Consider the following 12,533-nt stretch of genomic DNA (forward strand, 5'->3'; position numbering starts at 1 on the left):
CGTCCTCTCTCACGTTTCAGAGCCTGCGCACCATGAATCAACACGACGAAATCTATCTGATCGACCTGTGGCGCATCCTCCGGCGCGAATGGCGCTGGGCGCTGGCTGCGTTGGTGCTGGTGCTTGGCCTGGCTTTCGTTTTCCTGCGCGTGGCTACACCGCAATGGGAAGCCACTGCATGGATCCAGGTGGGCGAGATCGGCCCGACCCCGGCGGGCCGCGACCCCAAGGTGGAGCCGTTCCAGCGGGTGATCGACCGCATGAAGACGCGGCTGTTTCAGGATGCGGTGCTGCGCCAGGCCGGCGTGCCGCTCAAGAGCCGCGCCGCGCAGGTGTACCGCCGCAGCCTCAAGCCGGACCCGGACCCGTACGCCAACCTGATCGGCATCACCGTCCGTGCCGAATCGGTGCAGCAGGCGCGCACCCTGGCCATGGCGACCGTGACCGTCCTGCAGACCTTGCATGGCGACACCAACACCGCCGCGCTCGCGCTGGCACGTACCCGCCTGCAGGGGCTGAGCGAAGACCTGCGTGTTGCCACGCTCACCCGCCAGCAGCTGCAGCAGCAGCTGCACGCGGGGCAGGGCGGGTCCGGTGCGACACCTGCGCAGGTGCTGGCCGGGGTGCTGTTGACCGAGAACACCACTGCCATCCGCGCGATCAAGGCCGAGCGCGACGATCTGATCGCGCGGCTGACCGCACGGTATACCTACCAGACCTCGCTGGCGTGGCCGCTGTACGTGCCAGAACAGCGGGCGTTCCCGAATGCAGTGATGGTCTGGGCAGTCGCCCTGCTGGGCGGTGCCGGGCTGGGCACGGTGGCGGCGGTGCTGCGCAATGCGTGGCGTCGCCACCGCATGGCAGGCGTCACCGCGGCCGGCTGAGTGTTGGGCATCCACGCTCCGCAACGCGTCGCAGCGCAGACCGATCGCAGCATTGCCAGCTCCAGGTCTTGTGCGCCGCGCGCGTAAGCGCATCCTCGTTCGGTCCTTGATCACGGCACGCGGGCGTTGCCCCGGCCCGGCGCGTGGTTGGCAGGCGGTGCGACTGCAACCAAACCGGCAGCCGGACGCACTCACGGGTCTATCAAGCGATGCCGCGCTGGCGGCACTGCGTCCGGAGAGTGCCGTGGAATCAGCAGGACAGGTGTGGGAGGCGATGCATGTCGTTGGTCAATGAGCATGCTGCGCGCGGCGGCACGGTCGCGCCGGAACAGTTGCTGGAAACGCAGCGTGCATTCGACAGCGTCGCCCCCGACTATGACGGCCCGCGCGGCAACAATGCGCTGATCCAGCGCATGCGCACCACCTTGTGGGACACGGTCGCTGCCGAGTTGCCGCAAGGCGCGCGGCTGGTGGACCTGGGCTGCGGTACCGGTCTGGATGCCGGCGAGTTCGCCCGGCGCGGCTATCGCGTGCTGGCCACCGACTGGTCGCCGGCCATGGTCGAGCGCACCCGCCAGCGTGCGGCCACCCAGGGCCTGGAAGAACGCCTGGCGGCCGCGCATGTCGGCATCCAGCAGCTGGATCAGTTGCAGGGCACCTTCGATGGTATGTACTCCAACTTCGGCCCGCTCAACTGCGCACCGGACCTGCCGGCGGTAGCCGCCCAGTGCGCACGTCTGTTGCGGGCCGATGGCTGCCTGGTGTTTTCGGTGATCGGGCGGATCTGCCCGTGGGAAATCGGCCATTACGCCTTGCGTGGGCGCTTCAGGCGCGCGGCGGTGCGTGCGGCAACGGGCGCCACGGCGGTAGGCATGAACGGGCACACCATCTGGACCTGGTACCACCTGCCGCGCGAGTTCTATCGCGCGTTCGAACCACACTTCGTACTGGAGCGCTATCGTGCGCTGAGCTTGTTTCTGCCACCGCCCTATCTGGTGGATGTCTGCCAGCGGCACCCGCGCCTGGCCGAGCGACTGGGGCGGCTGGACGACCGGTTCGGCGGCCTGCCGCTGCTGCGCGACATGGGCGATCACTTCCTCATCGTGATGCGCAAGCGCTGAGTGGAGACGCCGATGTCCATGGCCGACGTCTGTCTGCAGGGTGCGCGCTCGATCACGCTGGCCGGCCCGTCGCGCGCGGCGCTGAACCTGCGCGCAGGCCGCTTCGGCGGCACCGTGGGCACCGCGACCCTGCGCCTGGATCTGTCCGGCCATGTGCTGGCGCCGGGGCTGGTCAATGCGCACGAGCATCTGCAGGTGAACTGCGTGCCGCCGCTGCCGCAGCGTGCGCCTTTCCCCAACAGCTACGCCTGGATCGAAGCATTTCAGGCGCATTTCCAGCATCCGGCCGTCGCTGCGGCGCTGCGCGTGCCCAAGGCGGTGCGGCTGCGCCACGGCGGGCTGAAGAACCTGCTGGCCGGCGTCACCTGCGTGGCCCAGCACGACCCCTGGCACGCCACCCTGGATGAGGCGGATTTCCCGGTCGGCGTGCTCAACGAATTCGGCTGGAGTTACGCACTCGGCTGGACCGGCTACGGCCCGCCGGTGCAGGCCAGTTTCGCCGCCACGCCCTCCACGCATCCGTGGATGATCCACCTGGCAGAAGGCACCGATGCGGTGGCACGGGCGGAGCTGGACGACCTGGACCGCCTCGGTTGCCTGGCTGCCAACACGGTGTTGATCCACGGCGTGGGCCTGGGCGAGCAGGCGATCGAACGGGTGATCGCGCGCGGTGCGGCGGTGGTGTGGTGCCCGTCGAGCAATCTGGCGTTGCTGGGTCGCACGCTCGACCCCTGGCGGCTGTGCATGGCCGGGCGGCTGGCGCTGGGCAGCGACTCGCGCGTCAGCGGCGCGCGCGATCTGCTCGAAGAACTGCGCATCGCCGCCGACAGCGGGCTGGCGCCCGACCTGCTGCTGGGCCTGGTCACAGACCGGTCCGCGCGCATCCTGCGCATGCCAAGGCGCGGGCGCATCGCGCCGGGCGCCGCTGCGGATCTGGTGATCGTGCGCGACTGCGGCGGCGAGCCCGCCGACAGCGTCATCGGTTGTCAACGCAGCGAGCTGCGTGCGGTGATCCGCAACGGCAAGCCGCGCATTGCAGACCCGGATTTTGCGCCGTGGTTCGCGGCAGCCGGTGTTCCGGCCGTGCCGGTGGTGCTGGATGGCCGGCCTAAGTTGCTGGATGCGGCGCTTGCCGATCCCGCCGTGCTGGCGCTGGAGCCTGGTCTGCACAGTGTGCAGCCGCCCGCACCTGCGAGCACCAGGGCAACGGGCACAGTGAGCGCGATGGGAGTGGCGTCGTGAATGCCGTTCCGGTGCTCGAACCCGCTGCCGCATACGCGCTGTGGGCACAGGCGTATCCGCCGCATGCGCATAACCCGGTGATGCTGGCCGAAGAACGCGCCATGCTGGGCCTGATGCCGGCCAGCCTGCAGGGCCAGCACGTGCTGGACGCCGGCTGTGGCAGTGGCCGTTACATGCAGCATGCATTGCGCCGCAGCGCACGGCATGTGACCGGTGTCGACCTGTCGCCGCAGATGTTGCAGCGCGCCGGTACCGAACTGGCACAGCAGTGGCCGCCCGCGCGCGTCAGCCTGCAGCAGGGCAGCCTGGACCAGTTGCCGCTGGCCGATGCGGTGGCCGACCTCAGTGTCTGCGGCCTGGTGGTGGGCCACCTGCAGCGCCTGTGGCCGGCGCTGGAAGAACTGCATCGGGTGACCCGTCCCGATGGCCTGGTGATGTGCAGTGACGTGCATCCGATCGGCCATGCACTGGGGTGGCGTCGTGATTTCAAGGCCGATGGCCGGCACTACGCCGTGCGCCACACCCAGCATCTGTACAGTCACTGGCATGCGGCCTGCGCCGCGTTGGGCTTTGCGATCGAAGCGGTGGCCGAGCCGATGCTGGACCCGGCCGACATTCCTGCCGGCGCAAACTTCGACCGCACCGCGTTGCAGGTACCGGTGGCGCTGGTGCTGCGCCTGCGTCGCGTCGCGTGACCGGTGCGGTTGCAGTGGCCGTGTGCGGCCGCACGCTGAGTGGCCAGACCAGGCTGCACTGCGCCCACCTCGCGTCTTGCGCGGCTGCGGGTTGCGGCCGCACGCATCATTCGACACGGGCGATCTGCGCGTCATGAGCCTGCACGTGGCCCAGCTCAATCTGGTTCCTACCCCGCACGGTCTGAGCGCGGCGCAGGTGTTCGCGCAATGGCCGTCGCTGGCCGACATTGCCGAGGCCGTCGCCAGTGCCGGCGTGCGGGTCACGGTGATCCAGGCCTCGGCGCTGGATCGGCACATCGTCCAGGGCGGCATCGACTATCGCTTCGCGCCACTTGGCCCGCGGGGCAGCGCCGCACGGGCGCGCACGCTATGCGCGCTGCTACGCGAGATCGACGCCGACGTAATCCACGTGCACGGGCTGGAATTTGCCGGCGATGCACGGCGGCTGGCGCGCCGGCTGCCGCATGTGCCACTGCTGCTGCAGGACCACGCCAATCGTCCGCCGCGTTGGTGGAGCAGGCTGCTGTGGCGCGCGCGCTACAGCGCCGCTGCCGGGATTGCGTTCACCTCGCTGCAGCTGGCGCAGCCCTTCGTGCGCGCGCGCCTGTTTCGCCCGCAGACGCAGCTGGTTGCCATTCCCGAATCCAGCAGCCGCTTTACTCCCGGCGATCGCCTGCTGGCACGCGAACAGACCCGGCTGCAGGGCGACCCCTGCGTGCTCTGGGTCGGCCATTTGAGCGCTGCCAAGGACCCGTTATGCGTGCTCGACGCGGTGGCCATGGCCGCGCGCATGCTGCCCGGCTTGCGGCTGTATTGCGTCTTCGATCAGGCGCCGTTGATGAACCAGGTCCGCCAGCGCCTGCGCGAGGACCCGCGGCTGGCGCGCTGCGTGCGGTTGTTGGGCAAGGTCGATCATGCGCAGGTGCAGGACTTGCTGCGGGCCAGCGACCTGTTCGTCTCGGCCAGCCATGCGGAGAGCTGCGGCTACGCCGCGCTGGAGGCCTACGCCTGTGGAACGCTGCCGTTGCTGACCGACATTCCCGCATTCCGCGCGCTCAGCGATGCCGGCAGCATGGGCGAACTGTGGCCGGTGGGCGATGCCAGTGCGCTGTCGGAGCTGTTGTTGCGCGTGTCGCGGCAGCGGCCCGCCCGTGCGCAGGTGCGGGCGCATTTCGATGCGCGGCTGTCGTTTGCCGCAGTCGGGCAGCGCTGGGCCCAGGCGTACGCCAGCCTGCTCAAACCTCTGCGCGGGAGCGCGACATGAAACTGGCGCTGGTGGTGCCCGGTGGGGTGGACCGCAGCGGTGAGGTGCGTGTGATCCCGGTGTTCCTGACCCTGATCGACTGGCTGGCGCGCAATCACCAGGTGCATGTATTCGTGCTGCACCAGGAGCCCTTGCCGGGCACCTGGATGCTGCGCGGTGCCACGGTGCACAACATCGGCGCGCGGCGCACGCGCCTGCGTGCGGTCGCAGCCATCGTGGCGGAGCATCGTCGCGCCCCGTTCGATGTGATCCAGGCGGTTTTTTCCGGCTACTGCAGTCTCATCGCGGTCGCGGCGGCGCGCCTGTTGCGGCGTCCCAGCGCGGTGCACATCGCCGGTGGCGAGCTGGTGGCGCTGCACGCCATCGGCTACGGCGGCCGCCGCAAATGGCGCGGCCGCCTGCGCGAGGCGGTGATCCTGCGGCTGGCCGATCGGGTCACTGCGGCCAGCGAACCCATCATCGCCTCGCTGCAGGCACTGGGCATCGCTGCCACACGCGTGCCGCTGGGCGTGGATCTGCGTGCCTGGCCGGTGGCGCCACCGCGTGTCCGCCAGGGTGCGGTGGCGCGCCTGCTGCACGTGGCCAGCCTCAACCCGGTCAAGGACCAGCGCACCCTGCTGCAGGCGATGGCCGCGCTCAAGCGCGCCGGGGTCGCCTTTACCCTGGACATGGTCGGTGTAGACACCCTGGATGGCGCCATGCAGCGCCTGGTGCAGGCGTTGGGCCTGCAGGATCAGGTGCGCTTTCTGGGTTTCAAGACCCAGCGCGAGCTGCGCCCGATCATGCTGGCGGCCGATCTGCTGCTGCTGTCCTCGTTGCACGAAGCCGGGCCCATGGTGCTGCTGGAAGCGGCCGTGGCCGGTGTGCCGACGGTCGGCACGGCGGTCGGCCATCTGGTCGAATGGGCGCCGGTTTCGGCACTGGCGGTGCCGCCCGGCGATTGGGCCGGAATGGCCGAGGCAGTCCGGCAGGTGCTCGGCGATGACCAATTGCGCCTGCGCCTGGCCTGGGCGGCGCAGTGCCGCGCAGTGCGCGAAGATGCCGCGTTCACCACCCGCCTGTTCGAGCAGCTCTATCGGCAGGTATGCGACGCACGACCGTTGTCTTGACGGGTCGGGTGCAGCGCCGTAGCGCGGAACGACGGTCGGCGTTGGGGCGTGCCCAACCCGTGGCGCAGCTGCGGAGTGCGCCGTGCACCTGGCCGACGGGCGATCGCGCCCGATGCGGCCGTGGCGCAGCGCGTGGCAGCCGGCACGCGGCGGTAACGGCCCGACCGGCGCGTACAACGCCGCGCCGCTGAGCCGCACCTTCGGCCGCAGCAGACGCCGCGCAGACGTCGCGTGGCATGGCACACACGCAATCGCTTTGCTGCTACGCCGGCTGCAGATAGCCCTCCAGCGCCGCACGCACCACATACAGCATGTCGGTGCGGGGCACCGGCCGGGTCAGTCGCGTCATCAGGCGGCGTGCCTGGGTCTGGCGCACCCATGGCTGGTCCTGCAGCCACAGCTGGGTCTGCAGCATGTCCGCGCGCTCCTTGCGGCTCTCGGCCGAGGGCACCACGCGCTCGCGCAGATACTGCCGCGCTTCGCGCAAGGAGCCGGACCATTCGATCCCCGGCAGTGCGGACAACCACAGGTTGGAGCACGACGCGGTGGTCAGGGTCTGTCGCGCGGCGCGCCTGCGCAGCAGTCGCGGGCATTCCGCATGCAGGCGGGCCATCACCGCAGGCGGCACCACCGTGCGGTAGTAACGTTGCAACAACAACAACGGCGGCAATGCCCACCAGGGCGACACCGCCGGGTCTTCCCACAGTTCCTGCCAATCGCGCGGCCCCATGCGGGTGGCCAGCAACGCAAGATCGTGCAGATGCATCAAGCGGATGCTGCGATGGCAGATGCCGCCAGCGGCATGCAGGAGAAGGTGGCTCATCAGCGCGCCAGTCGACGGATACGGGTTCAGGCCCGGCTGCGCATGCTCCGGCCAGATGCGTGCGGTGATGTCCACGCCGCGCACCGGCAGGCGCTCCTGGATACGCGTATGCAGCTCGATGTTGATCGGAGCGTCGCGATGCTCGCCCAGTCCGGCCACCGCATTGCCGCGGATGGGTTTGAACACCTGGTGCTTCCACTGTTCGAACGAGGCGGTGTAGCCCAGCTCGCACAGCACCGCTGCAACCGCGGGTGCAGCGTCCGGCTCCACCAGTAGATCGATATCGGCCATCGGGCGATCGCCGGGCAGGTACACCCCCAACCGGTGCAAGGCGGTGCCCTTCAATCCCACCAGGGCAATGCCGGCACTGCGGGCGGCGCTGTCGATACGGGCCAGCAGCACGGCAATGCGCCGGTGGCGGTCTTCGACATGGCGGCGTTGCTCGGTGAGGAAGGCCGTCCATTGCGCGTCCTGCCACAACGAGCGGCGCTGCAGCAGCGGGGAGACGCCATGTGCCGCCGCCGCGGCCGCCGCCAGTTGCCACTGCAGCCGGTCCCACTGCGGCGCGCTGTCGCCCGGCTGTGCCAGCTCGTGCGCCAGCTGCTCGGTGGCGGTGTGCAAGCCGTGTTTGATGGTACGGAGCGAAGGCTGCATGCGGGCGTGATCCGGAAGGTCGAAGGGAGGTGTCGCGACGCGTCGTTGTCTGAAACGCGTCGCGGGGGTGGTGCGGTCAAGCGGCTCGCAGGGTGCCGCGATGAAGGTGGCTACATGGCGTGCACAGCGAACTCGCGCCACGGATGTGCTCAGCCCACCAGCACGGTGGCCAACGCCCGTGGTTGTCGTGCGGCCAGCGTGGCAAGCGGTTCGGTCCGGTGGCGATGTTCAACGGCGATCAGCGCAGACCAACGTGCTTCCAGCGCCTCGGCCGCGCGTGCAAATGCGTCGGCGGCCATGCCGGCGCGTGCCTGTTGCAGATCGACCTGGGTGTGCAGCAGGTCGCGCACGCTGCGATAGAACTCCGAGTCGTACGCACCATGGAACATCATCGCCAGATCGTCGCTGTCCTGCCAATGCGTCTTGCCGCCCAGCTGGTTTTTGACCTCTTCGTAGAACTTGGTACCGGGCAGGGGATAAGACACGCTGACGCCGATGATGTCGGGGTTGGCCTGCGTCACCAGCGCACGCGTGGCCAGGATGTCGTCGAGGTCTTCGCCCAGATATCCCAACTGGATGAAAAATCCCACGCGGATGCCCTGTGCTCCCAGGCGTTGGCGCGCCGCGATCACCTCGGCGACCTGCGTGCCCTTGGTCATCCGGTCCAGCACGCGTTGGCTGCCACTTTCTGCGCCGATCCAGGCTTCCGCGCATCCGGCCCGCGCCAGTGCCGCAGCCATGCGTTCGCTGGCCAGGTCGGCGCGGGTCTGGATGGTGAACGGGATGGTGCCATCGGCCTCGGTCAGGCGTTGCGCAAAGGTTTCCACCCAGTCGATGTGGAAGCCGAAAATATCGTCGGCCATCCACAGATGGTCGGGCTGGAAGCTGCGTTTGAGATGGATCATCTCGGCGGCCACGTCCTCGGCGCCGCGGCGTTTGTAATGGTTGCCCCAGATCGGTTTGGCGCACCAGTTGCACCGGAACGGGCAACCGCGCGAGGCCGCCATGTTCAGGCTGAAATAGCCATGACGCTGCTGCCAGAACTGCCGATAGCGCGGCATGTCGACCAGGTCCCAGGCGGGCAGGCCACTCAGGCGCGCGTCCGGCGGCTGGGCACCCGGATGCGCGCGCACCACGGCAGGATCGCGGGTGGCGATGCGCGCAACGCCGGCCAGCCACTCGCTCGTGGCGATCTGCGGGTCGGCCTCGAGGCGTTCGATCAGTTCGATCAGTGGCGCGATGCCTTCGCCAATCAGCACTGCGTGCGCGCCGGCAGCCAGAAAGACATCCGGGTTGTCGGACGCATCGGAGCCCGCCACCAGCACGCGGCAGCCGGCTGCATGCGCCTGCCCGATCATGCGGCAGGCCGCCTCGCGCATCCGGCTCAGGCACATCTTGGTGAGAAAGTTGAAGTTGTCCTCGTAGAACACCACCAGCTGCGGTTGCGCGTCCTGCAGCGCACTGGCGTACTCCTCGACATCGTCGGCCAGCATGGCATCGAACAGGCGCAACGCATGGCCACGGCCGCGCAGCAGCGCGGCAATCTGCAGCGTCGCCAAGGGCGGGTACGGTTTGCCGCGCTCCCATTGCTTGGGGTCGTAACGCAGGAAATACGAATGACTGACCTGGATCTTTAGCATCTGCACAAGGCTCTCGTTCTGTCGCCAGGTGGCGCGCAGCGGCGGCGTGCGCAGACACCGGCATTCGGCTCGGCAGTAGGTGCGCATGCAGGCGTCTTTGGTTGCGCTGTCGCGCTGCCAGCGGCGGGACGGCGGCGCGGCGATGCATCACCCGTGTCGATGCAACCTTTGTCTAGCGAATCGGCACCCACCGGCTGATCGATGCAATGGATGGACAGGCATGCCGCAGTCGGCTGCATTGGCGCAACACATGCCGCCGGGCGAGCACACAGCCCTGGCCACGCCGGGCGTGCTGGCCGCCGATCCGTTTGGCGAGCAGCGGCCGCGTCGTTTCAGCGTGCAGCGGCAGATTCTCGGTGCGCTGTTCCACTTCAGCAGCGACAGTCATGCGCTGCTGGCGCTGGTCGATGCCGCGTATGCCGGGTTGCCGGCGCATCACCTGCCCGGTGCACCGCAGTTCCACATCAGCCTGGATCTGCTGCCGCGCGTATCGCACGGCAGTGTTGCCGTGCCGCCGCCGGTGCGCACGCACGCCGTCGGCGGGCTGGTGTGCGGGGTCATGGATGCCTGCAACTATCTGATGCTCTCGGTGCCCGAGCGCCGCGCGATGCTGGTGGTCTCCGAGGACATGCTGGTGCACGCCTATCACGTGCGTTACGAGCTGATCGAGTTCGCCGTGTTCCTGCTGGCCGCGCGTGGCATGGGGCTGGTGCCGTTGCATGGGGCCTGCGTCGGCCGTCGTGGGCGCAGCGTGCTGTTGTTGGGCGCCAGCGGCGCGGGGAAATCCACGCTCGCCCTGCATTGCCTGCTGCATGGGCTGGAGTTCGTTGCCGAAGACGGCGTGTTCGTCGCCCCGGACAGCCTGCTGACCACCGGCGTGGCCAACTTTCTGCATCTGCGGCCCGAGGCGCTTGCGCTGGTCGATGCGCGCACGCGCGCCTGGATCAGTGCCTCACCCACCATTGTCCGTCGCAGCGGCGTGGAGAAGTTCGAAGTGGATATCCGTCATGGCCAGGCCACGCTGGCGCCCACGCCCTTGCAGCTGTGTGCGGTGGTGATGCTCTCCCCGCTATCGTCCGGCACGTCCGCGCCGGGCCTGGTTCCGGTGCCCACCGCACAGATCGCCGAGTGCCTGGCGCGCGACCAGCCGTATGCGGCCGGGCAGCCAGGGTGGCAACGGTTTGTCGCTCAGGTGCAGCGTATCGGCATGTCGACCCTGCGTCGTGGCGCGCAGCCGCAGGCCTCGCTGGAGGCGGTGCTGCAGGTGTTGCGATGAACCCACCGCCGCAATGGCCGTGCGCAGACTGCGCGCCGCCCGCCCCGGCATGTCGCAGTGCTGTGGACGCGGCGCAGCACTGCATTGCGCGCTGCTGATGCATAAGGCCATCGCTCGCCATGACGTGGTGGCCGTGCTGCGCCGCTTCGCCGACACGCTGGTGCCGGCAGATGTGCCATCGATGATGATGTACGTGGCGCTGTCGCTGGCGGCTGCCTGCGTCGGCAGCATCGTGGCGGTGTGTCTGGTTCCGCTGGTCCAGCCCGGTCACGGCGTGCAGCTGGCCGGCTATCGGCTCACCGTGCCGGGTGGTTTGCCGGTGCAGGCCGGCCTGTTTGTGCTGGTGAGCCTGGTGTTCGCCGCGTTGCGCTGGCAGGGCGCCCGGCTGGCGGCGCGGTTGACCAGCCGCTATGCGCTGGGCCTGCGCCGACGTGTGCATACCGCCCTGATTGATGCGCCGCTGCCCGCGCTGGCGGGTACCAGCTCCGCCGAAATCGCCAATGTGCTGACCTATAACATCGAGATCGCAACGCAGGGCTTCAGTGCCGTGCTGCAGTTGCTGGTGGCCGGCATTACGGCCGCCGTGAGCCTGTGCATTGCGGTGTTGATCGCACCATCGTTGCTGCTTGCCACGCCGCTGCTGGCATTGCTGGCGTGGCTGGGCCTGCGCCTTTCCAGCAGCGCGGCGCAGGCGCGCATCAGCCGCGACTACGTGGCCGACATGACGCAGTTGTTCTGGTTGAGCGAGGACTTTCCGCGGCGTCTGCGCCACGTGCGTTCGTTCCAGCGCGAGGACGTGGAAACCGGGCATTACGAGCGCATCTCCGCGCGCCTGGGCCAGGGCTATGCACAACAGCAGGCACTGGTGGCCAGCAGCCGACTGGTGCTCGAACTCACGGCAGTGGCCGCCATCGCCGGCATTCTGGTGCTGGCCAATCTGTGGCGAGGCGGCGAGCGTGCTGCGCTGATCACGGTCAGCCTGCTGCTGGGGCGGCTGCTGCCTTATCTGGTCACCACGCGGCAAAGCGTGCAGCAACTGCGCTCTGCCTGGCCGGCCCTGCAACTGTGGCAGCGCCATGTGGATCTGGGCGCCGCCCGTGCCCCGGCTGCTGCCGTCGCCGCCTGTTCGCTGCCCGCCGCACTGCAGATCGAGCGCATTGCGCTGGCGCCGCCGCTGGCCCGGCTGGAGATCGCTGCGTTGGTGCTGGTGCCGGGTGAAATGACCCTGGTCGTAGGCCCGTCCGGCATCGGCAAGAGCAGCCTGATGGATGTGCTGTCCGGGCAGACGTCACCGCAGCTGTTCGATGCACACATGGGCGGGCGTCGGCTGGATTTTGCCGCCTACCGGCAGCTGGTCCGGCATGGCGCCTACCTCGGGCAGGGCGTGCGGCCGTGGCAGCGCAGCGTGCGCGATTGCCTGGACTGGGCGCTGCCGGGTGTGCCGGAGGAGCGCATGTGGGACGCGCTGAGCGACGTCGGTTTGCGCGCACGCCTGCAGCGCGAGGGGCAGGGGCTTGAGACCGTCATCCACGGGCAACCCAGCCGTCTGTCCGGGGGCGAGGTACAGCGGTTGTTATTGGCGCAGGTGTTGCTGCGCCAGCCCGCCCTGGCGGTGCTGGATGAAGCCACCAGCGCGCTGGATGCAGATGCCGAGCACCAGGTGCTGTGCATGCTGCGGCAGCGTCTGCCGCAGACTGCGCTGGTCGTGGTCTCGCATCGCACCAGCCTGGCCGCGGTGGCCGACCGCACGGTGGCCTTGGGCGCCGCGCCTGACGCGCAGGCGCGGGGCAGGGCGGCGCTCGCCACCACGCGCGGCGCATGATGC

9 protein-coding genes and 1 pseudogene are annotated in these 12,533 nt (G+C 69.1%); 8 read left to right on the forward strand and 2 right to left on the reverse strand.

What is annotated here, in order from left to right:
• Window positions 1-32 precede the first annotated feature (32 nt).
• The 6 genes from ACCQ10_RS08585 to ACCQ10_RS08610 all read left to right on the forward strand — a co-directional run bounded on the left by ACCQ10_RS08585 (window position 33) and on the right by ACCQ10_RS08610 (window position 6,315).
• Window positions 33-884 carry a Wzz/FepE/Etk N-terminal domain-containing protein gene (locus ACCQ10_RS08585; RefSeq protein WP_372362783.1) on the forward strand — a complete coding sequence of 284 codons (852 nt, stop codon included), beginning with the start codon at window positions 33-35 and terminating at the stop codon, window positions 882-884.
• Between the two features lie 278 nt (window positions 885-1,162).
• Window positions 1,163-2,005 carry a class I SAM-dependent methyltransferase gene (locus tag ACCQ10_RS08590; RefSeq protein WP_372362784.1) on the forward strand — a complete coding sequence of 281 codons (843 nt, stop codon included), beginning with the start codon at window positions 1,163-1,165 and terminating at the stop codon, window positions 2,003-2,005.
• A 12-nt stretch (window positions 2,006-2,017) separates the two neighbouring features.
• Entirely contained in the window at window positions 2,018-3,247 is a 1,230-nt protein-coding gene (locus ACCQ10_RS08595) for an amidohydrolase family protein (protein WP_372362785.1), read from the forward strand.
• Window positions 3,244-3,942, forward strand: a complete 699-nt coding sequence (locus tag ACCQ10_RS08600) for a class I SAM-dependent methyltransferase (protein ID WP_372362786.1) — start codon at window positions 3,244-3,246, stop codon at window positions 3,940-3,942. Before ACCQ10_RS08595 ends, ACCQ10_RS08600 begins: the two co-directional genes overlap by 4 nt.
• 133 nt (window positions 3,943-4,075) lie before the next feature.
• On the forward strand, window positions 4,076-5,206 hold the full coding sequence (locus ACCQ10_RS08605; RefSeq protein WP_372362787.1) for a glycosyltransferase family 4 protein: 1,131 nt from the start codon (window positions 4,076-4,078) through the stop codon (window positions 5,204-5,206).
• Window positions 5,203-6,315 (forward strand): glycosyltransferase family 4 protein, encoded by a 1,113-nt coding sequence (locus tag ACCQ10_RS08610; protein ID WP_372362788.1) that lies wholly within the window; start codon window positions 5,203-5,205, stop codon window positions 6,313-6,315. The genes ACCQ10_RS08605 and ACCQ10_RS08610 overlap by 4 nt, the downstream gene beginning before the upstream one ends.
• Window positions 6,316-6,577: 262 nt before the next feature.
• Here the strand turns inward: ACCQ10_RS08610 and ACCQ10_RS08615 are convergent, their stop codons facing one another.
• Window positions 6,578-7,792, reverse strand: a complete 1,215-nt coding sequence (locus ACCQ10_RS08615; protein WP_372362789.1) for a nucleotidyltransferase family protein — start codon at window positions 7,790-7,792, stop codon at window positions 6,578-6,580.
• Window positions 7,793-7,941: 149 nt separating this feature from the next.
• Window positions 7,942-9,496, reverse strand: a pseudogene (locus tag ACCQ10_RS08620) (B12-binding domain-containing radical SAM protein).
• A gap of 156 nt (window positions 9,497-9,652) precedes the next feature.
• On the opposite strand from ACCQ10_RS08620, the gene ACCQ10_RS08625 reads away from it, so the two are divergent.
• Together ACCQ10_RS08625 and ACCQ10_RS08630 are read left to right on the forward strand one after the other, a co-directional pair.
• Window positions 9,653-10,708 carry a phosphoenolpyruvate carboxykinase (ATP) gene (locus tag ACCQ10_RS08625; RefSeq protein WP_372362790.1) on the forward strand — a complete coding sequence of 352 codons (1,056 nt, stop codon included), beginning with the start codon at window positions 9,653-9,655 and terminating at the stop codon, window positions 10,706-10,708.
• Between the two features lie 97 nt (window positions 10,709-10,805).
• Entirely contained in the window at window positions 10,806-12,530 is a 1,725-nt protein-coding gene (locus ACCQ10_RS08630) for an ATP-binding cassette domain-containing protein (protein ID WP_372362791.1), read from the forward strand.
• Window positions 12,531-12,533: the final 3 nt, after the last annotated feature.

Source organism: Xanthomonas sp. NCPPB 1325, from assembly GCF_041477645.2.
Taxonomy (GTDB): domain Bacteria; phylum Pseudomonadota; class Gammaproteobacteria; order Xanthomonadales; family Xanthomonadaceae; genus Xanthomonas; species Xanthomonas cannabis.